Annotated in this window: 20 protein-coding genes and 8 pseudogenes; 17 read left to right on the top strand and 11 right to left on the bottom strand. The window is 67.9% G+C overall.

The window, feature by feature from the left end; translation table 11 throughout:
* The first annotated feature begins 318 nt into the window (after positions 1-318).
* From ACFWSK_RS30830 to ACFWSK_RS30820, 3 genes and pseudogenes are all read left to right on the top strand, one after another.
* Positions 319-771: a hypothetical protein gene (locus ACFWSK_RS30830; RefSeq protein WP_383793288.1), complete on the top strand. Its 453-nt coding sequence runs from the start codon at positions 319-321 to the stop codon at positions 769-771.
* A gap of 78 nt (positions 772-849) precedes the next feature.
* Positions 850-1,248, top strand: a pseudogene (locus ACFWSK_RS30825) (hypothetical protein); the annotation flags it as partial.
* Between the two features lie 152 nt (positions 1,249-1,400).
* The gene (locus tag ACFWSK_RS30820; RefSeq protein WP_383793285.1) at positions 1,401-2,186 is read left to right on the top strand and encodes a hypothetical protein; all 786 of its coding nucleotides are present in this window, start codon (positions 1,401-1,403) and stop codon (positions 2,184-2,186) included.
* Positions 2,187-2,322: 136 nt separating this feature from the next.
* Here the strand turns inward: ACFWSK_RS30820 and ACFWSK_RS30815 are convergent, their stop codons facing one another.
* Positions 2,323-2,445, bottom strand: a complete 123-nt coding sequence (locus ACFWSK_RS30815) for a hypothetical protein (RefSeq protein WP_383793282.1) — start codon at positions 2,443-2,445, stop codon at positions 2,323-2,325.
* Between the two features lie 654 nt (positions 2,446-3,099).
* On the opposite strand from ACFWSK_RS30815, the gene ACFWSK_RS30810 reads away from it, so the two are divergent.
* The 5 genes and pseudogenes from ACFWSK_RS30810 to ACFWSK_RS30790 all read left to right on the top strand — a co-directional run bounded on the left by ACFWSK_RS30810 (position 3,100) and on the right by ACFWSK_RS30790 (position 5,427).
* Complete coding sequence (locus tag ACFWSK_RS30810) at positions 3,100-3,813, top strand: hypothetical protein (RefSeq protein ID WP_383793279.1); 714 nt, start codon at positions 3,100-3,102, stop codon at positions 3,811-3,813.
* A gap of 72 nt (positions 3,814-3,885) precedes the next feature.
* Positions 3,886-4,185, top strand: a pseudogene (locus tag ACFWSK_RS30805) (transposase family protein); the annotation flags it as partial.
* 110 nt (positions 4,186-4,295) lie between these two features.
* Complete coding sequence (locus ACFWSK_RS30800) at positions 4,296-4,544, top strand: hypothetical protein (protein ID WP_383793276.1); 249 nt, start codon at positions 4,296-4,298, stop codon at positions 4,542-4,544.
* Positions 4,529-4,855 (top strand): annotated as a pseudogene (locus ACFWSK_RS30795) (ISAs1 family transposase); the annotation flags it as partial. The gene ACFWSK_RS30800 and the pseudogene ACFWSK_RS30795, both read left to right, overlap by 16 nt.
* A gap of 155 nt (positions 4,856-5,010) precedes the next feature.
* On the top strand, positions 5,011-5,427 hold the full coding sequence (locus tag ACFWSK_RS30790; protein ID WP_383793294.1) for a hypothetical protein: 417 nt from the start codon (positions 5,011-5,013) through the stop codon (positions 5,425-5,427).
* A 66-nt stretch (positions 5,428-5,493) separates the two neighbouring features.
* Here ACFWSK_RS30790 and ACFWSK_RS30785 read toward each other — a convergent pair whose 3' ends face one another.
* The 5 genes and pseudogenes from ACFWSK_RS30785 to ACFWSK_RS30765 all read right to left on the bottom strand — a co-directional run bounded on the left by ACFWSK_RS30785 (position 5,494) and on the right by ACFWSK_RS30765 (position 9,063).
* Positions 5,494-6,216: a cation transporter gene (locus ACFWSK_RS30785; protein ID WP_383793273.1), complete on the bottom strand. Its 723-nt coding sequence runs from the start codon at positions 6,214-6,216 to the stop codon at positions 5,494-5,496.
* Position 6,217: 1 nt separating this feature from the next.
* On the bottom strand, positions 6,218-6,553 hold the full coding sequence (locus tag ACFWSK_RS30780; protein ID WP_086747225.1) for a helix-turn-helix transcriptional regulator: 336 nt from the start codon (positions 6,551-6,553) through the stop codon (positions 6,218-6,220).
* Positions 6,547-7,152, bottom strand: a pseudogene (locus ACFWSK_RS30775) (recombinase family protein); the annotation flags it as partial. The pseudogene ACFWSK_RS30775 and the gene ACFWSK_RS30780, both read right to left, overlap by 7 nt.
* 127 nt (positions 7,153-7,279) lie before the next feature.
* The gene (locus ACFWSK_RS30770; protein WP_383793271.1) at positions 7,280-7,939 is read right to left on the bottom strand and encodes a response regulator; all 660 of its coding nucleotides are present in this window, start codon (positions 7,937-7,939) and stop codon (positions 7,280-7,282) included.
* The gene (locus ACFWSK_RS30765) at positions 7,936-9,063 is read right to left on the bottom strand and encodes a sensor histidine kinase (RefSeq protein ID WP_383793268.1); all 1,128 of its coding nucleotides are present in this window, start codon (positions 9,061-9,063) and stop codon (positions 7,936-7,938) included. Before ACFWSK_RS30765 ends, ACFWSK_RS30770 begins: the two co-directional genes overlap by 4 nt.
* 232 nt (positions 9,064-9,295) lie before the next feature.
* On the opposite strand from ACFWSK_RS30765, the gene ACFWSK_RS30760 reads away from it, so the two are divergent.
* Together ACFWSK_RS30760 and ACFWSK_RS30755 are read left to right on the top strand one after the other, a co-directional pair.
* On the top strand, positions 9,296-9,670 hold the full coding sequence (locus tag ACFWSK_RS30760) for a DUF6223 family protein (protein WP_383793265.1): 375 nt from the start codon (positions 9,296-9,298) through the stop codon (positions 9,668-9,670).
* 10 nt (positions 9,671-9,680) lie between these two features.
* Positions 9,681-10,334, top strand: a complete 654-nt coding sequence (locus ACFWSK_RS30755) for a recombinase family protein (protein WP_383793261.1) — start codon at positions 9,681-9,683, stop codon at positions 10,332-10,334.
* A gap of 398 nt (positions 10,335-10,732) precedes the next feature.
* Here the strand turns inward: ACFWSK_RS30755 and ACFWSK_RS30750 are convergent, their stop codons facing one another.
* On the bottom strand, positions 10,733-11,308 hold the full coding sequence (locus tag ACFWSK_RS30750) for a CGNR zinc finger domain-containing protein (protein ID WP_383793259.1): 576 nt from the start codon (positions 11,306-11,308) through the stop codon (positions 10,733-10,735).
* An 85-nt stretch (positions 11,309-11,393) separates the two neighbouring features.
* On the opposite strand from ACFWSK_RS30750, the gene ACFWSK_RS30745 reads away from it, so the two are divergent.
* The 4 genes from ACFWSK_RS30745 (at position 11,394) to ACFWSK_RS30730 (ending at position 15,445) form a co-directional block, all read left to right on the top strand.
* Positions 11,394-12,269, top strand: coding sequence for an alpha/beta fold hydrolase (locus ACFWSK_RS30745; protein ID WP_383793256.1), 876 nt, complete (start codon positions 11,394-11,396; stop codon positions 12,267-12,269).
* 189 nt (positions 12,270-12,458) lie between these two features.
* Positions 12,459-12,854, top strand: a complete 396-nt coding sequence (locus ACFWSK_RS30740) for a MerR family transcriptional regulator (RefSeq protein ID WP_383793253.1) — start codon at positions 12,459-12,461, stop codon at positions 12,852-12,854.
* Positions 12,855-12,960: 106 nt separating this feature from the next.
* Positions 12,961-13,884 carry an NADP-dependent oxidoreductase gene (locus ACFWSK_RS30735; protein ID WP_383793250.1) on the top strand — a complete coding sequence of 308 codons (924 nt, stop codon included), beginning with the start codon at positions 12,961-12,963 and terminating at the stop codon, positions 13,882-13,884.
* A gap of 616 nt (positions 13,885-14,500) precedes the next feature.
* A complete protein-coding gene (locus ACFWSK_RS30730; protein WP_383793248.1) occupies positions 14,501-15,445 on the top strand; it encodes a hypothetical protein in 945 nt (314 codons plus the stop codon).
* Between the two features lie 42 nt (positions 15,446-15,487).
* Here ACFWSK_RS30730 and ACFWSK_RS30725 read toward each other — a convergent pair whose 3' ends face one another.
* Complete coding sequence (locus ACFWSK_RS30725; RefSeq protein ID WP_383793245.1) at positions 15,488-15,958, bottom strand: hypothetical protein; 471 nt, start codon at positions 15,956-15,958, stop codon at positions 15,488-15,490.
* Between the two features lie 404 nt (positions 15,959-16,362).
* Positions 16,363-16,662: pseudogene (locus tag ACFWSK_RS30720) on the bottom strand (relaxase domain-containing protein); the annotation flags it as partial.
* 806 nt (positions 16,663-17,468) lie between these two features.
* On the opposite strand from ACFWSK_RS30720, the gene ACFWSK_RS30715 reads away from it, so the two are divergent.
* The 3 genes and pseudogenes from ACFWSK_RS30715 to ACFWSK_RS30705 all read left to right on the top strand — a co-directional run.
* Complete coding sequence (locus tag ACFWSK_RS30715) at positions 17,469-17,792, top strand: hypothetical protein (protein WP_383793242.1); 324 nt, start codon at positions 17,469-17,471, stop codon at positions 17,790-17,792.
* A gap of 5 nt (positions 17,793-17,797) precedes the next feature.
* Positions 17,798-18,271: pseudogene (locus ACFWSK_RS30710) on the top strand (transposase); the annotation flags it as partial.
* A 164-nt stretch (positions 18,272-18,435) separates the two neighbouring features.
* Positions 18,436-18,669: pseudogene (locus ACFWSK_RS30705) on the top strand (hypothetical protein); the annotation flags it as partial.
* Here ACFWSK_RS30705 and ACFWSK_RS30700 read toward each other — a convergent pair.
* Positions 18,666-19,385: a class F sortase gene (locus ACFWSK_RS30700; RefSeq protein WP_383793239.1), complete on the bottom strand. Its 720-nt coding sequence runs from the start codon at positions 19,383-19,385 to the stop codon at positions 18,666-18,668. The pseudogene ACFWSK_RS30705 and the gene ACFWSK_RS30700 overlap by 4 nt on opposite strands.
* 98 nt (positions 19,386-19,483) lie before the next feature.
* Positions 19,484-19,697 (bottom strand): annotated as a pseudogene (locus ACFWSK_RS30695) (hypothetical protein); the annotation flags it as partial.

Below are 19,697 nucleotides of genomic sequence, written 5' to 3'. Positions count from 1 at the left end.
TGGTGATCTTGGTCGTGAACCCGTCTACCAGGAGCTTTCTTCATGCCCGCCGCCGGGGCTGCCAGCCCAACCACCCGTCAGGTTGGAAAAGGCTCACGGTCTATCTGGACTGGCCGAGGGCCAGTTTGAGGCAAGGGGCAACCGAATGCTTGATCGTTCAATACGACGCAACATAACGTGACGATCACCAGCTGCGACAAGCTGGCTGCGGGGGACGCAGTGCACATAAGGGCTTTGTCGTGCCTTGGTGAATCGCTTACGCCTCTCTCCGCTGCCCGCGAACCTGCGGGTCCAACGACTTTCGAAGAGGTGGCGGGGATGAACGCATTCACTCACAAGATGGCCCGAAGTGCAGTAGTGGCTGGCCTGATGGTCGGAGCAATGGGCGCAACCGGATCGGCAAGCGCATCGACGTCGGCGCCCAGTGGTGACGTCTCTATTCAGGAGTCTTGCCCGGGCAGCGGCCAGCTCGGCTATGGCCGGGTTTGCACCACGCTCTCCAGTGGCCGGCTTTTCCACGACAAGACCCAGGGCTCGGGCGACGTGAGCGTCAGAACCTGGTACGAGAAGTCGAGCGGCGGTGCCATCTCGGCGAAGCTGGGATTCAACTATGCGGGTTCGACGAGCTGGGGCTCCCAGTTCAGCCAGTCCGCGGGGACGACCAAGAGTGCCACGTGGAGCCGCGCCTGGTCCTCGGACTGCTACTCCACGAACGGGCTGCTGGCGGTGAGCGGGCAGGGTACGTTCCAGACTCCTTCCGGCACCTGCTGATATAGGCCCATTCTCGTAGCGCCCCGTCCCTGCGGTCGTGCGGGGACGGGGTACTCCCGTCGAAGGCGTTGCGCACCAATGCTGCAAGCTGTGTTCAATGGTCGAGGCATGTTCGTCTTGATCGCCGTCGCTGTCGTAATCGTTGCGGGCCTCATCGGCTTTCTGGCAGCGAAGCGGTACCTCCAGCGCCCATGGTCTTACGCAGGGCTCGCGGCCGTTCTGGCAGCGGAGCTGAGCGTTACCATCTTCTTCCCCTCACCCGGGCACGTGTCCGGCCAGTGCGTACTCAACCGAAATTACGGTGAGTCGTTCGCAACGGAGCAGGGCCTGCTCAATTTGGCAATGTTCCTACCCATCGGGTTCCTTGGGGTCCTTGCCACCCGGCGTGTACTTCCAGTATTTCTGGGGGGAGCCCTGCTGTCGGTCGTCACCGAGCTGTGCCAGGCGCTGGCACCCTGGGTCGGTCGGAGCTGCGACAGCAGCGACGTTCAGATGAACGTTCTCGGCGCAGGGCTGGGAACGCTCGCTGCCTGGGTCGCTGTTCGCGCTACCCGGGGTGATCTCCTTCCGGCGCGCGCCGCGTTGAAGCCGACGGCCATCATTTTTGGACCGGCTTTATTGCGTGTGCCGTGGTGTGGAAAATATGGATCACCCCGCTGGCCCTGGACTCCACCAGCCTGCAAATCGCAGGCGGAGACGAGAAGGCGCAGGCGCAGCAGGTGCTGGCGGCAGCCTTCGATGACCACTTCGAGATCGCGAACGTTCAGCTCCAGTCCGGGCAGAACGGCGGATCCGACATGTTGCTGATCGCACTGGAGACAGGGTTCGCCGAACTGAGCTGGCCGGACAAGGAGCAGCTCACAGTCAGTTTGGAAAATTCAAGCAAGCCAGGACCCAGCAGCTTCCCCGTAACAGATTCGGCGTCGCCTCCCAGCAATGCCGACGCCGCACTTCAGATTGCCGAGAGGTACGCCAAGGAACGGTTCCCATGGGGGCTGGAAAAGTCTCATGTGAAGTCCTTCCCCGTCGGTGACAAAGCAGAGTTTGGTTGGATGGTCAGCTGGCGCAGCCGGATCGACGGAGTGCTCATGCCTATGCGCCTGGACGTACAGATCAACAGGGCAGGTCATGTCTCTCAGCTACTGACCCGTCACACAGAAGGGGCTGTAATCCTGCCTCCTCGCCGAGTGAGTGAGGGCCAGGCGACCAAGGCCGCCTCCGAGTATTCACGTGGCGCCAAGACGGGAGAGGGGAACCTGTTGGCAGTCCGACGCGAAGGCGAGTGGCGAGCCCAGTGGGTCATACCCGTCTCCGCTGGAGACGATGTGTACCCGGTGTACGTCGACGCTGAAACAGGCGAGGTGGATGAAAGAGCGTCTCCCACGCAGGGGCTGCCTTCGACCCCTCCCGGCTGAAGCAGTCGTAAGCAACTGGGCACACGGCGCGGGTGCTCGGTGCCGTCACAGTCCACCGGGGCATGGGGCGCCAGCAGTCGAGTAGAGGCGCGGGGGCGACTCGTCAGCGATCGGCTGACAACCATCAAGTTGGTTGTCAGCCGATCGCTGACGACGGATTCCGGGGCGGCGGAGAGGCGTCGCCGGCTGCGGTGCACGAGATCCCTTCGCACTCGGCAAGCTCCTGGGCCGCGCGCTTGAACTGCTTGTCGGTGGTCACAGACGTCTCCAAGACCGGCGGAAGATCCCACGCATTCCCGCCACGGAAGACCACGGACAGCGGGTTAATGCGGCACCTGAAGCGGGGCCCCTTGTCGTTGCCACCCCGGCGTGGGCGGGCGGCGGCTCGGGATATGGCCGACGTGTGGCGCCGACCTCCAAGGTAGGGGTCGGCCACTTCGGCGCGGTGGGGGGCGGCGCTCTCGCTCGCACAAAGCCGGTCCGGCGATCCGAGAGGCTCGCCGCATGAGTAACCGCCCAGGTCGCGTTTCCGCTAGCGGTATTGATCGCCTTCAGAATACTTAAAATGCTCGCTCCTCGGATCCCCTTGAAGCGACTGAAACAGATATAGGTGGCGCTCATCTTTTGGGATACCGCAGCTTCGGTGGGAGTCGGCGGCGCGGTAGACGCCGCGCCGCCGACATCGTCTTGGCCCTGTCCAAGGTGGCGCAGCAAGGGCCTTCGTAGCGACCGGGATCGCCACCAGGAGCACAGGGCTTCGGCGTAGTCGGCGGGTGTCCGTTTCGTGATCACTTGAGATGAAGAGAGGGCGAGCGGGCGGTTCCTGCTCACGTCCGTTGCGCCTCGGAGCCCTTGCGTCTCCCCCGTACCGTCGGTTGGAGCGAGCCGACTGCGCTAGGAGATGATCCCGTGCGTGGCTGAAGAGGCAGGTACAGATGCGGACGACGCTTGTGCATGGGCTGAGCGACTGGGTTGGGCGTTCGGGCTTATAGCGGAGGATCCGGCTGTGAGAGGTGCCGCGCTCGTCCATCTGGCGGAGGCCCAGAGGAAGGTCACGGACGCGCTCGCCCGGTCCAACGAGATGTGGCTGCTGACGCGGCCTCTGGGAGCGGACGAGCAGTGCCGGGAGTCAGCCTTTCTGCAGGCGCGCCGGAGGCATCAGCAAGCCCAGAGGTGTTCGCTGCCTGATGGGGTGTGGGGTGGTCCTGGGGACGGGGATCTGGCGGCGTGGCCGGGGCTGTCCTATGTGTTGCTCTTCCTGGAGTGGGAGGCGAGGTACTCGCTGGAGTGGACGCAGCATGCGAAGGCGTGGGGTACGAAGCAGAGCCTGATCCGGGCCGTGGCCCGTGCTTGCCAGGAGGAGGCGATCAAGGCGAAGCTCACCGACCTGGTCGAGATCGTCGTCCACCGGGCGTATCGCTGCAAGGATCGCGAATACGTGCGGGTCGCCCGGGCTGTCGACAGCGCTGATCTACGGGGCAGGCTCGATCAGGCAGCCGATTCGGACAGTCCGTGGGCCCGGTGCCATGCCGGGTATGTGCTCTGGCTCCTTGACCGCCCTGACCTGCCGAACACCCGTCGTGTCTGGCAGACCTGGGTGGCAGGCGAGGCTGCGGCGTTGCTGTGACCCGGGGGACGATGCAGGGAAGGTTCCCGTGATCATGGAGTGCTCTACGTCCCGTGACCTGCCTGGAAGACCGTGCCTGCCGACGCATCATCCCTGATTCCGCCTGCCCTTGACCGGCTCCGCGAGCAGTCCGACGTCGGGCCCGGGGAGGTGCCCGGCCTGCTGGAGCGGCTGGCTCAGGTGCCGGATCCGCGCGATCCGCGCGGCGTGCGCCATGCCCTGGCCGTCGTGCTCACGCTGACCGCGTGCGCGGTGCTGACTGGCGCGACCTCGCTGCTGGCGGTCGGCGAGTGGATCGCAGACGCGCCGCCGCACGTGCTGCAGCGACTCGGCGTGCGCCTCGATCCAGTACTGCCCCGGAGGCTGGTGCCTTCGGAGGCGACGGTCCGCCGGCTGCTCGCACGCATCGACGGTGATGCCCTGGACCGGGCGGATGGCTTGCCGACCGCCGGCCCGAGAGCACCGGGCTGCGCGGACTGTCCGTGGACGGCAAGTCCCTGCGCGGTGCGGCGAAGGCCCAGGGGCGGAGAATCCACCTACTTGCCGCGGTGGAGCACACCACCGGGCTGGTCCTGGCCCAGCTCGACGTCGGCGAGAAGACCGGTGAGGTCACACGCTTCCAGCCGCTGCTCGATACCGTCGCCGACCTGGCCGCAACCGTGGTCACAAGCGACGCGCTCCATACGCAACGCGAGCACGCCGCAACCAGAAGAAGCTGCGCAAGCAGCTGAAGTCCCTTCCCTGGAAGGACATCCCGTTCCAGAGCCGCACCCGGGGCACCGGCCACGGCCGCGCGGAGATCCGCCGGATCAAGGTCGCCACCGTAAACAACTTGCTCTTCCCTGGCGCCCGCCAGGCCGTCCAGATCAAGCGCCGCCGCACCGACCGCAGGAACGGCAAGACCACCATCACGACCGTCTACGCGGTCACCAGCCTGACCGCCGAGCAGGCCACCCCCGTCCAACTCGCGAGACTGATCCGCGACCACTGGAAGATCGAGGCCCTGCACCACGTCCGCGACACCACCTTCGCCGAGGACGCCTCCCAGCTGCGGACCGGCAACGCACCCCGCGCGATGGCGACCTGGCGCAACCTCGCCGTCGGCGCCCTCCGGCTGAGCGGCGTCAAGAACATCGCCGCCGGCCTCCGTCGCAACGCACGCGACGCCCGCCGACCCCTCGCACTCCTCGGCCTCGCATGATCACAAAACGGGCGCCCGCCGACTACACCGAAGCCCTGGCTCCGACCTGGTCACACTTCAAGCGCCTGTTCACGCACCTGGAGTGGCTGGACGAGCTCGGTGACACCGCGGCGTGGGTGGACGGTGTCGCGGCGCCGAAGGTCACCGACTTCGCCGGGGAGGCGGATGCGGCGGACGCCTCCGAACTGCGGGACTACGCGGTCATCAAGCGGGTCGCGCTGCTGGCCTGCCTGGCCCACAAGGCGCGGATGCGGGTGCGGGACGACCTGGCGACGATGCTCTGCAAGCGGGTCGCCATGAAAATCAAGAAGGCCAAGGAGGAGCTGGAGGAGATCCGGCTCGCTGAGCGGGAGATCGTCGAGGCCCTGATCGGGAACGGCCTTGGGGACCAGCGGTACAGCCGTTGGCGCTAAGCACTTGATCATGGACAGCGCAGGGCCCCGGCCACGTGATGGCCGGGGCCCTGTGTGAGTGTCGGTTCAGCCGCAGCAGTCGCAGCCGGGGCGGCAGCGCACGCGTCTGTCTCGGTGAACAGCGGAGGGGACCGCTGCGGCGGCGGGTGTCGCGCAGCAGCCCTTGCCCTGCCAGGCGTCGCGGCCTTCCTTGACGGCGATGGCGGCGATGACCAGGGCGGCGATTGGGTCGGCCCAGGACCAGCCGAGGGTGGCGTTGAGGACCAGGCCGACCAGGAGGACGGCGGAGAGGTACGTGCACAGCAGGGTCTGCTTGGAGTCGGCGACCGCGCTGGCGGAGCCGAGTTCGCGGCCGGCCTTGCGCTGGGCGGCAGAAAGGAACGGCATCACCGCGAGCGAGAGAGCGGCGATCACGATGCCGGGGATGGAGCGTTCGGCCTCGCCGGTGCCGGCCAGCGCGCGGACGGCGTCGATGGTGACGTACGCCGCGAGCACGAAGAACGACACCGCGATGATCCGCAGGGTGGTTTTCTCCCGCGCTTCGCGCACCACGTGGTCGCGGGCGGAGAACTGCCAGGCGACCGCGGCGGCAGAGGAGACCTCGATGACGGAGTCCAGGCCGAAGCCGATCAGCGCGGTGGAGGAGGCGATCGTCCCGGCGGTGATTGCGACGATCGCCTCGACGACGTTGTAGGTGATGGTGGCCGCGACCAGCAGCCGTATCCGGCGGGCGAGGACGTCGCGGCGGGCCGGGGCCGGGCCTCTGTCGATGGGTATCTCGGCTGCCATCTCAGCAGCAGCCCTTCTCGTCCGCGTCTACGCAGGTCTTGTCGGCCTCGACGGCGACGACGGCGGTGCGCAGGTCGTCCAGCGCGTGGCCGAGGCGTTCGTCGGCGAGTTCGTAGCGGGTGCGGCGGCCGACCGGGACGGCGACGACCAGGCCGCAGTCGCGCAGGCACGCCAGGTGGTTCGACAGACGCGTCCGGGAGATCTCCAGGGTGTCGGCGAGGTCGGCGGGGTGGGCCGGGGCCTCGCGCAGGGCGAGAAGGATCCGGCAGCGGATCGGGTCGGCGAGGGCGCGGCCGAACCGCGCCAGCACCTCGATGTCAGCAGCGAGAGTCAGCACACCACCGACAGTACACGGAAACCTGAATTCACAGAACCCTGAATCAACGGATCGTGGCACACGGCCTTGGGGGACATCCCTGGAGCCCTTCCGAGATTGATCACATGGGCTGGGCCTGGAGGCGTTCGCGGAGGTCGATCTCCTCGGAGGTGAGCGGGTCCCCGGGCCGGCGGATGCGGACGGGCTTGGGCCGCAGCGGCAGTCCGTCGGCCGCCGCTGTTTCCTCGGCCTCCGCGAGCGCTCGGTACAGCGAGGCGACCGAGGGGTTCTTGCCCGCGTTCTTCCCGGTCTTGATGACCAGCTTCTTCGCGATCTCGGGGACGGGGACGCCCTTGTCCTTCAGGGCGACGGCGAAGGTGAGCCATGTCGTCGTCGATGACCTTCGGCCGTCCGCCGTGGTTGCCCTTGGCCGCTGCGGTGACCTGGCCCTCCAGGGTTTTTTCCCGGATGTAGTCGCGCTCGATCTGCCCGGCGACCTCGAGGACGGCGAAGAACATGGCGCCCATGCCGTTGGGGTCGTGGATCCCGGTGAGCGGACCGGTGAGGAGTTCGAGCTGGATGCCGCCGGCCTGGAGCTCGGCGGACAGCGTCATCAACTCGGCCGCGTTGCGTTCATTTGTGAGAGCGGGTGTCCGGTTGTCAGTGCGGCGACAGGATGGTGCAGATTCCGTTCTCGCCGCAGGTGCCCGGGACGGTCTGGGGCGCCCACCGGTTGGCGGCGCGGGGTCAGGAGGTACGCGGGGTCACCAGGCCGGATTCGTAGGCGAGGACCACGAGCTGGGCGCGGTCGCGGGCGTGGAGTTTGGTCATGGCCCTGTTGATGTGGGTCTTGGCGGTCAGCGGGCTGATGACCATGCGGCCGGCGATCTCGTCGTTGGACAGGCCCTGTGCGGCGAGGATGACCGCCTCGCGTTCGCGGCTGGTCAGTTCCTCCAGGCCGCCGGTGCGGGTGGGGGGTGGCTGGGTGACGTACCGGTCGATGAGTTTGCGGGTGATCGAGGGCGCGAGCAGGGCGTCACCGCGGGCGGCGACGCGCACGGCGTGCAGGAAGTCCTCCGGGACGATGTCCTTGACGAGGAACCCGGCGGCACCGGCGCGCAGCGCGTCGAAGACGTACTCGTCCATGCCGTAGTTGGTCAGCATGACCACATGCACGCCGGCCAGGGCCGGGTCCGCGGCGATGCGCCGTGTTGCTTCGATGCCGTCCATGACAGGCATCTGGATGTCGATGAGCGCGACGTCGGGCAGTTCTTTCCTGACGAGCGCCAGGCCCGCCTCGCCGTCGGCGGCCTCGCCCACCACCTCGATGTCGTCTTCGAGGTCGAGCAGCGCGCGGAAGCCGCTGCGCAGGAGCGGCTGGTCGTCGACCAGCAGGACCCGGATCACGACGCTCCGCTCAAGGGGAGTTCGGCCTGGACGGTGAAGCCACCAGCGCTGCGGGGCTCGGTGCGCAGGCGGCCGCCCAGGGCGGTGACGCGTTCGTGCATGCCGAGCAGCCCGAGGCCAGGCGTCGGTGCGGCGTCCGGCGTGGCCCTTCCGTCGTCGTCGACACGGATGGCGAGGGTGCCTGGCCGGTGGTCGATCAGCACCGAGGTGGTGCTGGCGGCGGCGTGCCGGGAGACGTTGGTGAGCGACTCCTGAACTATCCGGTAGGCGGTACGGCCTACCGCAGCCGGCACGGCGTGCGGATCCCCGTCGATCGTCAGCGTCGCCTGAAGGCCCGTCGTTTGGAACTGTTTCACCAGGTGGGGGATGTGGTCGAGTCCGCGCGGCGGGGTGAGGTCGTCGTCGCGCAGCGCCTCCAGGGTCGCGCGCAGCTCCCGGCTCGCCTCCCGGCCGGCTTCCTGGATCGCCAGCAGGGCCTGCGGCACCTGCTCGCCCCGCCGTCGGGCCACGTGGACGGCGACCTCGGACTGCACCTTGATGACCGAGATCTGGTGGGTGAGCGAGTCGTGCAGCTCCCGCGCGATGCGCAGCCGCTCTTCATCGGCCCGGCGCCTGGCGGCTTTCTCGCGGGTGCGCTCGGCTTCGTCCGCCCGCCGTTCGGCCTGGCGCACCGCCTCCCCGGCGGCAAAGGCGGCGATCAGCCAGGCGATCTCCAGGGTGGTCCGGGCCTGTGCCACGACTTCGCGCGCAGGCCCGCCCGGGAGAACCACGGAGGTGAGGAAGAGTGCGGCCAGCAGGCCCACGGACGCGGCCAGGGTGACGGCGCGATGCCCGGCGCGTACGGCGCTGTATACCGCGACGAGGTAGGAGACGGCGAGCACCTCGAACCCGGCCGCCTGGTAACCCACTGCGGACAGCCCGGCGAGGGCCAGCACCACGAGCGGTGCCTGGCGGCGCGCGGCCAGCGCCAGCGCGCCAGCCGCCAGCAGCGTGGAGCCGAGCAGCTCGCGGCCCCCGGCCGGGTGTGGCCCGGACAGCCCAGTGGCCAGCAGCAGCGCCGCCACGCCCACGGCGATCGACCAGTCGGTGACCTTGGCCGGGACAGCAAACCGCCCTCTATTCATGGGTGCACCGTAGCCGGACGGGGTGGCGGGCGAGTCCGGCTCAGGGACGATCGGCCGGCTACCGCGGGCGCGGTACTTGCGCACCGCCTGCCGCATCCGCAGTAGCCAGATGCCGCAGCGGCGGCAGGGGAAAATGCCTGCGCCTGCGGGACGACCTGCAGGGGGGCCGGGGCGCATTCTCAAGGCGCATCACAGCTCGGATTCAGCGACGGAGAAGAAGGAGGAGAGCGGTATGAGTGCTTCAGCAGTACTGGTGGCGGCTGCCGAGGGCGGGATCATTGGCGACGGACGGACGGGGGCCAACCTGGCCCTCGGGGCAAGTCTGCTCGGCCTGGTGATCGGCTGGCTGGCCATGGCCCGCGCCGACGGCCGGATCAGCACCGGCAGCGCGCGCACCGGCGGGATGTCGGCCATCGCGGTGGGGATTGTCGGCACGGTCCTCGCCGTGCTGCACCTGGCCACCTCCAGCGGGGGCCCCGGTACCGGTAACGGGCTCGTCGGCGCCGTCGTTGCCGTCCCGCTGGCGCTGGGCGGAATGTTCCTCGGCCGCCTGGCGCTGACCCGCTTGCGCCGCGCGGGCCGGCCGGGCAAACGGATGGCCGCCTGACCGCCCGGTCATGGCATGCGTGCGGCCACCGCGCACTGGGGAGCTGGAGAAGGCGCTCGCGCTGGCCCACCAGTTCAAGGAAGCCGCGCCCGAGACGCCCGTCATCCTCACGGTGCGCGAGCTCAAGCGCCTGGCCCGCACCGCGGCCGAACTGATGACTCTGTCCGCCGAGCTCCAGGCCGGCGGCATCCAGCTCGAACTCCTCACCGGCCCGCTCACCGGCATCTACGACCCGGGCGGCATGGGCGCGATGTTCTTCGCCGTCCTCGCGGTCGCCGGGCAGATCGAGCGCAACTACATCCGGGAAAAGACCCTCGAAGGCCAGGTCATCGCCGCGTCCAAGGGCAACCACGGCGGACGGCCGAAGGTCATCGACGACGACATGCTCACCTTCGCCGTCGCGCTGAAGGACAAGGGCATCCCCGTCCCCGAGATCGCCAAGAAGCTCACCATCAAGGTCGGGAAGAACGCAGGCAAGAACCCCTCGGTCGCCTCGCTCTACCGGGCGCTGGCCGAAGCCGAGGGCGCCGCCGTGGACGACGGCCTGCCGCTGCGGCCCAAGCCCGTACGTATCCGCCGCCCGGGAGAGCCGCTCACCGCCGAAGAGATCGACCTGCGCGATCGGCTCCAGTCCCAGCCCCACCCGAACGCCGAAATGCGGTAGGGCGTCCTCACCTCGGCGACCCAGGGAACAAGATCAAGTCCTTAGCGCTAATGGCTGTTCCGTTGGTCCCCAAGGCCGAAGAGCCCCGTGGGTTCATGCAAACTGAAGGGTTTTCCGCGGGAACCCGAGGATGGACTGTCGTGTTTTCGTGGGTTCGGCCTTCGGGTTCAGGCGAACACGCGGGGTGAGTGCCGAGTCGGCCCCCTGGGCACCCTCCTTGGGAACTGTGCTGGCACCGTAGGAGCATGTGTCGGGGTACGGGTGGTGAATGTGCTCAACCAGTACAAGTGAACGTGCTCGTCCTGGCTGTCCGCTGAAGGGCGCATGCCAAGTCGGGTTGAGACGGAGGCCCGGCGCCATGCGTAAGTGACGCTGGCCGGCCCGACGGTGTCGGCGGTTCAGTTGGCTTTGTGGCGCTGGTAGTACCGGGCCACGCGGGCCCGGTTGCCGCACCGGGAGGCCGAGCACCAGCGGCGGCGCGGATGGGTTGGCAGGAACAGCATCACGCAGTCTTCGCCCTCACAGGTACGGACCGTGCGGACTGCCGGATCGGTCAGCAGGCAGACGGTGTCCTCTGCGAACAGGGCGGCCAGGCGTGTGCCGGGGGCGCCCGGACGGTGGGAGGTGAGCGTGACTGAGCCGCCGTCCCAGACCAGTTCCTGGATGGCGGGCGCGGCGTGCAAGGCCGCGTTGAGGCCGTCCAGGGCCGTGGCGGGTGGCTGCTCGCCGTGCCGGGCGGCCTGCACGGCGGCCGCGATGTGCTCGCGCACGGCGCGTACCGCAGCCAGGTCGGTATCGGTGAGCGCCGCCGCGTCCGGTGTCGGCTCGGGGAAGCGTTCGGCCTGGAGGCCCAGCCATGACCGCAGCCGGGTGACGTCGGCGAGCAGGTCGACCGGGCCGTCGACGGTGTTCGGGCGGGTGTTGACCAGGTCGATGGCTAGAGGCTCACCTGTCAGCGGAGTGGAATCAACCATGCACCTAATGGTACATGGGCAGGTTGACACATTAGCTTGGGGCCCGTTAGAACTAATGCATCATCTCGACAGGAAGGCATGTTAAATGGCGCCGCTGGTCATCCCCCGCATCGTCCACCGTCACGTCGAGGTCGACGGAGTGCAAGTCTTCTACCGCGAATCGCTGCCGACCCGGGCGGACGCCCCGGTCTTGTTGCTACTGCACGGATTTCCATCGGCCTCCCACCAGTTCCGGCGTCTCATCGACGCACTCGGCGCTCAATACCGGCTGATCGCCCCGGACTACCCAGGCTTCGGACACACCCGCGCACCCAGTGACTTCGCCTACACCTTCGACCGCCTCGCGGACATCACCGAGGCATTCGTGGAACAACTCGGTCTGGCAAGGTTCGTGATGTACGTCTTCGACTTCGGCGCCCCCGTCGGTTTCCGGCTGGCAACCCGTCACCCCGAGTGGATCGCCGGCCTGGTCGTGCAGAACGGCAACGCCTACCAACAGGGTCTGTCAAAGAGCGCCAGCGAGTTCATCGAGCTCCGCCCAGACGTCCCCGGCGACGAAGGCATCATCCGCGACCTGCTGACCCTGCCCGCCACGCGCGGCCAGTACGAGGGCGGCACAAGCGACCCCGAACTCGTAGCCCCCGACGGCTGGACCCTTGACCAGCACTTCCTGGACCGTCCCGGACGCAAGGAAGCCCAGATCGCCCTGGCCTTCGATTACCGCTCCAACCTGAACCACTACCCGCAGTGGCAGGCATGGCTGCGCAAACACACCCCACCCACCCTCATCACCTGGGGCCGCAACGACCCGTTCTTCCCCGAACCTGGCGCCCACGCCTACCTGGATGACCTCCCCGACGCCGAACTCCACATCCTCGACACGGGCCACTTCGCACTGGAGGAGAACCTCCCCGAAATCGCCCCCCTCATCGCCGACTTCCTCGACCGCACCTGGACCTGACCAGCCCCTGACATCTGAGCACCTTCACTCGTACCTGGCTGAGCACATAGAAAAGTGCTCAGGCGGGTACAGACGAATGTGCTCAGTTGTGGGACCGGGACGACAACCCTGCAGCTGTGGCGGCGTCCGCGGGTGTCTATGACTCGCCGGCGGTCTGCACCTGGAGTACGCGAGCGTAGGCTCTCAGGAATGCGGATCGGCGAGCTTTCCACACGCACGGGCGTGAGTCCGCGCTCATTGCGGTACTACGAAGAGCAGGGCCTGCTGACCAGCTCACGCTCCGATACCGGGCAGCGTCACTATTCCGCTGAGGCAGTCCAGCGCGTGTCGCTCATCCGACAGCTGTTCGACGCGGGTATGTCCAGCCGAGTGATCGCGACTGTGCTGCCGTGTGTGGACGTCCCGGGTGACCTGGGCGTCGCCGAGGAGACGTTCACGGCGATGATGCGCGAGCGCGACCGGATCGACGACGACATCGCGCACCTGATCGAGACCCGGGATGCGCTCGACGTGCTGATCAGAGCCAACAGCCGGCACCGGGCGGAGCTGTCCACGTCGCCGGAGCCGGCGGCACGGTTGGCCTGATGCTGTGACCTGCATCTCAGTCGGTTGCCCCTGACATCGATGTGAGAGGTGAGGATGGCTGCAGAGCCCGGAATCACCGGGTCGGTCACACGGGAGGCGGCAGAAGATGGGGCAGGCGTGGGGCTTCGGCAGGTATGGCGGGCCCGAGGTGCAGGAGTTCTTCGATCGTCCCGATCCCGTCCCTGGTCGCGGCGAAGTACTGATCCGGGTCGACGTGGCCGGCGTGAATCCCCTCGACCACATGCTGCGCTCGGGTCTGGTCCCCGGGCTCGACGGCGGGCGTCCGTTCCCCCGTGTGCTGGGTATGGAGGCAGCGGGAACCGTTCTCGCCCGGGGCGAGGACGTCGACGGGCTCGAAGTGGGTGACGCGGTCTTCGGCTTCGCACTCACTGGTGGCGGCACCTACGCCGAGACGACGGTGCTGTCCGCGCCGAACACCGCGCGCATCCCGGCGGGCCTGTCCGCGACCGTGGCGGCAACACTGCCCGTGACCGGGACGACCGCGGTGGACGTGCTCGACCAGCTAGGCCTCCCGGCCGGTGCCACGGTCCTGGTCAACGGGGTCGGGGGCGGGGTCGGCCTCGCTGTCGCCCGGCTGGCCGTCGGGCGCGAGCTGCGTGTGATCGGCACCGGGAGTACCGCCAAGCGCGAGCAGGCCGAGGCCATCGGGGTGCGGTTCATCGACTACACCGCCGGGGACGTCGTCGCCGCGGCACGCGAGCTGGTTCCGGACGGCTTCGACGGGATCGTCGACCTGGTCGGAGGCACCTCGCTGCGGACGGTCGCTCCGCTGGCCCGGGATCCCCGCAACGTCATCGCTGTGGGTGATATGTCTGTGCCCGATCTCGGTGGGCGTTTCGTCGAGCGGCGCCTCGACCGGGAGAGCCTGGAGCGGTCGGCCCGGCTGGCCCTCGACGGAGTTCTCGCACCCGTGATCACTGCGGTCCATCCGCTCTCCGACGCCCTGGCCGCCCTCGCCACCGTCGAGAACGGTCACACTGCGGGCAAGGTTGTCATCAAGGTGGCATGAGAAGTGCCCGGCTGCCCAGCGCCGTCGACCGTCTGCGGACTGACGAGAGCCCGTGGTCAGCGCATCATCAACTGAGCACGTTCACCTGTACGGGGTTGAGCACGTTCAGGCGTACGCCGACACCCAGGGACTCGTTGACGTGCTGTGATCGCCTAGGCTTCGAGACTCTTCGCGAGGACGTGTCGGCCCGGCGACACCACACAAGAGTGGAACATCCAACCCGAAAAAGACATGTGGGGAAACGTCACCGGGCATAGCATCCGTCCGGCTGTAGACAACAAGCTCCTCCTCACCTGGTTTGGCGCCACCAAGGAACACGCCTTGTTCCTCAGGACCACCCCCTACGTTGGGGCCGACACCTGGAAACAGTTCGACTTCCCGAAGGTCTCCTGACCTGCAGTCACAAGACGTGAGGCTCTGCTGTTTCTGCTGTTCGCAGACAGACCGCGGGAGGCGCCCGGGTCGGGGACGCATCTTCGCTGATGGGTTGCCGGCACCCCGACCTTCGCTGGTGGGTATCCCGGCCCGGGGCGCCAGTACTGCCTGCAACATTCATGTTGAAAGGCCCTTGGAGTCGTCAAACCCACCCCCCTGACACTCGGGGTGCCGGCAGGCGGTGCGACTGAAAGCGGAAATCGGCACTCGCCGCTCGCCCGACCGGACCACTGCCCGCGCTGAGATCTTCACCTTCATCGAGACCTTCTACAACCGCAAGCGGCTGCGGAGGCATCCAGTCTGGGGCTACCTCACCCGCTGGAGACCCGCCAGCGACACGAGCAAGAACACGCCCTCGCAGCGTAAGCATCGATTGTCCAGCATCACGGGGAAACTTCACTTGGCCGCTGCCCCCACCGTCCGTGCGGCCGCCCTCGGCGCTACCGCAGCGCTCCTTCATTCTCCTAGCCTGGCGAGTCGAATCTCCGGAACCACCCAAGTTCTCCGGCGGCTGCTCACCGAGAGCACCGACCGGCGTGAACGCGCCAACACCGTCTTGACCATCGGTGCCTGGGGCCAGGACACCACGATCTGGCTCCAGGATCCCGACCCCGCCATCCGTGCCTGCGCTGCCCTGTCACCGGCATGCGCCGACAACACCAACGCGACGCGAACGATCCTCCGCGCTCTACTCGAACCCGTAGTCATCGACTCCTGGTTCCTCGAACCAACCGCCGCCGACCCCTGCGCCGGGGAACCGCTTTCGCATATCGAAGGCCGTCTGCGCTATGCCCTCCTGTCTGCGGCCATCGAACGCGCTGCCGATTTCGATGAACTCCCGCCCGCCGCCACGGCCTCTGTGCTTTTCTGCAGCACCCTCACTATCGCCCAGGACTGGGGACCGCTACTCGCAGCAGCTTTCCCTTCCGGCTACGACCAGGGCACCGACCTCACTCTCGCTCAGCACCGCTACCTGAGCGCTCTCGCCGACCGCGATGTGTGCTGGCGACACACCCAGCTCATCACCTCATGGTTCGACGACATTGGCCTTCCCACCGACCGGGACGCCATCAGGGCACTCCTGACTGGGCCGGCACCGGGCAGGAATACCGCACGGTTCGAATGACGCGCCCCACCAACTCGCCCGAGCACCGTTACCGAGCCGTGATCACCCGGCGGGCGTCGCGCAGAGCTCGGAAACGATCGCGAACGAGGTAGCCACCATCGGCACCGCCATGGCCGGCGGCATCACCGCGCGCGCGGTCCGGCCATGCGCCATGCCGTTGCGGATCTGCCGACCGTAGTCGAGGTACTCCGCCTGCCGGGCCGTCAGGATCCCATCGGTGGCGCCTTGCTTCATGAGCCCGTGCAGCGGCTTCTTGCCCGCGTCCGGGATGCGGTCGCGCAGCACGATCTCCACCGCGATCAGGGAGTGCATGACCGCCACGGTGGAGAACTCGTAGCAGTAGTACGACTGGCGCAGCAGCTCGCGGGCGGTGCGCAGGACCGTCGCCGCGGCCTCGGGCACGCCGTCGGGCACGACCAGGTCCTCAACGAGGTCGTGCATGTCGGCGTAGCTGTCGACGAAGTGGTGGGCGCGTTCGTCCGGGACCGGGAACGGCAGCCGCTGCGTGATCATCCCCGAAGTCTCCCAGCGGCGCGCCCCGCCCGGCAGCGGCCTTTCCCCGGTCGTCGCTCAGCGTGCCGGGACGGAGATATCTCCCCCATCGAAGTGGGCGATATGTCGCACGTAGCGGACCAGGTCAAGGAGAAACGCGGCGCGACAGCCACGAGACGGCGCTCACCGACGGTGCGCGGACTATGTCCACAGGGCCGCGATCAGAACATCGGTTCCGAGGCCGCCGCGATCAGCGGGGCGGCCCGTACGTGAGGAGCTGTCACGCCCGAGAACACCGTCACCGCGCCGCTCGCTCCGATGGAGCCGCAAGACGTCGCCGACGCCTTCGCCCACATCCGGGCGCTGCTGGCCGGGGACATCGACACCGCCTGCGCGGTCATCGAGGACACGGGCGGCATGGAGATGCGCGTCCGGTCGGCGGCCTGGCAGCCCAGCGCGTAGGCGGCCCGCTCCCCCGGCGCGTGCCCGTGCTTCTCCTCGTACTTGGCCGTCAGGACGGACATGGCGTCCTCGATCTGCTGGCGGCGGGTCGACTGCCAGCAGATCAGCCGCTGGTCGATGCCCGCGATCTCCATGACGGGCCGGCGGCCGGGCGTCACCTCGCGCGGCTCCCACGCCCATCCGAGCGTCGAACACGCCGTACCCCACGCGGACCGACAAGGTGCCCCATTGCAACAACTGCGCCAGCAAGCAGGAGTGGGCAGACATGATGCGCGCCCTCTACGAGAGCTGACCGTGCCGTGCGATCACTGCGCCCCGACCACACGAGCCCCACCCGCCACGAACAGGCACACCAACCGAACTCCACCGTCATCGACCACACACCAACGCACGACTCCCCCGCCAACCCACCAGCGCTGAGCGCACCACGTCACCGACGCCCTTCACCACGAACGACCACCACCCGCCCCCGGCCGGGGGCTTCGTGCTTCCTGGAGGAGTTCGCCGTGCCCACGTACGAGGCTCTGCCACGCTTCACCGTCGACCACCACTGCCTCACTCCCGAACAGCGCCGCGCCTTCCGCCAGGCCGTGACCGCCTTCGTAGACGACCTTCGCGCTGGGGGCCCGTCCGCGCCGGCCTCCGCATCAAGGGCGCGCGGCGCGCACCCGGCGTCTTCGAGCTCACCTGGGACGGCAACGGACGGGCGACGTGGCAGTACGGCTCGGAGATAGTCCGCGGGGACCGGCACATCGTGTGGCGCCGCGTCGGCACCCACGACATCCTGACCCGGCACTGAGGGGCATCACGTCCACGAGGCTGGGATCTCAACGCGGTCCACTGTGGGTGTCTTGTCGATCAAACCGGATCAGGGAGCGGCACCAGCCGCCGCGAGCCCGACGTCATAGGTAAGGCGATCACAGGAGCGGGGTTTACGGGGCGAAGGATGACTCCGGCGAGTGAGGCGGGATCGTTTCCTCCACGGCCATTCGGGTGACGGTCGTCCCGCAGACGTATCCGGGCGAACACACTGGCCACCCGCAGAGACGTCACCCGAGGGAGCAAGCGCATGAAGAACCTCCGAAAGGCGCTGGCTGTCGCCGTCGCCGCCGCGGCCCTGTCCACCGCGTTCGCGACGCCCGCTCAGGCGGGGCGAGGAAGTTTCGCCTACCGCGTGGACGGATGGTTTGGGGGATTCGAGATCCACGACCCCCAGGACGGTCACTGCTACAACACGCTGCAGGGTGAAGCGCACGGGCCGGCCAACCACACCGACCGCCTCGCCGTTCTGTACCGGGGTACGGACTGCCACGACGGTGCGACCGTGACCTTCCTGGAGTCGGGTCAGAGCGCCCCCGATCACTTCGGTTCGGTGAAGTTCCTGGTCAGGTGAGACGGCGCGAGGGGTCCGAGGCATGGGCCGGGCTGCTGCGGGACTGCGCCCGCGGGGGCATGCGGGCCCCGGTCCTGGCCGTCGGCAACGGCGCACTCGGCTTCTGGAACGCGCTGAACGAGGTGTTCCCCGACACCCGCCATCAAAGGTGCTGGGTTCACAAAACGGCCAACGTTTTGGACGCGCTGCCGAAGTCGGCCCAGCCCGCGGCCAAACGCGCGATCCAGGAGATCTGCAACGCCGAGGACAAGGAGCACGCAGCCAGGGCCATCCGCGCCTTCGAGCGCGCCTACCAGGCGAAACACCCCAAGGTCGTTAAGCGGATCACGGACGACGAGGACGAGTTGCTGGCCTTCTTCGACTTTCCCGCCGAGCACTGGATCCATCCGCGCACCACAAATCCAATCGAGTCGACCTTCGCCACGGTCCGGTTGCGGACGAAGGTCACCAAGGGGGCCGGCAGCCGGGGAGCCGCCCTCAGGGCTGTCCCGTAATCCCTGGCGGGCGCACGACGACAGCTACGGCACTTCGCCGCGTTGTCGGAACGCCCGAATACATCCAGTATGCGGACGTCCCTCCGCCTTGCGATGCACCGCATCTGACGCCGCGCGCTGATCCACCAGGGATTACGGGACAGCCCTTCGCCATGGTCTTCAAGCTGATTGAATCGGCTCAGGCTCGCTGGCGCGCGGTCAACGCACCCCATCTCGTGGCGCTGGTGCGGGCTGGCGTCCGCTTCGGACGCAGCCACCAGGTCGAGCGCCCCGAGGGCCGCCGCGTGAGCGCCCCCCCCTGGCCCGGCGTATTAGCGCACGCGCTTGTCGACGGGCCAGCTCGCCCCGTTCCCCGTTCCCCGTTCCCCGTTTCCCGCACTTAGGAATCAGGGTGCAGGTGAGCAAAGACGACAAGGTTTTCGGTGTAATCCCTAGCTGTGCGGTCATAGGCGCCCGCGCAGGTGATGAGTCGCACGACAGCTTCGGGCGTGTCGTCGTAGACGCGCCGGTCGGGGAAGTCGTCCTTGTGGAAGCTTTCCACGGAGTCGACAAGGAAAACGGCTGTAGTGCCGTCAGCACGCCTGACCTCGAAGGTGTCCCCGGTTTCTAGTTCACCAAGCCGGGCGAAGACAGCCGGAGAGGTGGCAGTGTCGAGGTGACCGGCAATGAGCGCGGTCCCCCGCTCGCCCGGGGAAATACCAGAGGTATGCCAACCGACCAGATTACTGTCGTTTGCCGGGGGCGGGTCCAAAGCGCCGGAAGGACCGATCTGCAGTCCGGTGAATGGCGCGTCGACTCCAATTTTGGGAATCTTCAGGCGTGTGGGAGCCGACCTGGGCATCGCGGGACTGGCCGGTCGGTCAGCGCTTGCCGAGGACGACGGGGCGGGGTCCGGCGCGGCCGCCGGAGCCTGTCCGGCCGCAGAGAGGGCAGTGGTCTCCGCCGGCGAGGTCGCATCCTGCTTGAACGTCCCCGGACCAAACACGAGCAGGAGCACGGCCAGCACCACCGCCCAGAACACGGCGGGGACAACCCACCGCGGGGTGTGATGGGTTGTTTTCACGCCGGCGGGGTCTGGTCCGGTCGTCACCAGGGCCACCTTTCAAGTTCGGGCGCTAGATCCTGAATTGGGCGAAGGGAAGAGTGGAGCCGGACGCAGGGGGCACCATCGGGGGACGACCCCTGCGTCCGGTCGAGTCACGATGCCGCGTCGGCCGTCTTCCCGCGACGGTAAAGAACGAACGCGGCCAGTCCGCCAGCGACCACCACGGCGCCGGTTACGTTCGAACCACTACTGGCGAGACCGCCTCCGCCGGTGTGCATGCCACCCTTGGGCTTGTCGTGCTTGGAGCCGTCTTCCTTCTGCTCGTCCTTGGACCAGTCGTCCGCATTGACCAGGGACAGAGCACCT

Origin of the sequence: Streptomyces sp. NPDC058620, assembly GCF_042717135.1 — a bacterium.
Lineage (GTDB): Bacteria > Actinomycetota > Actinomycetes > Streptomycetales > Streptomycetaceae > Streptomyces.
The sequence above is the reverse complement of the archived record's forward strand: the minus strand, read 5'-3'. Positions and strand labels throughout refer to the sequence as shown.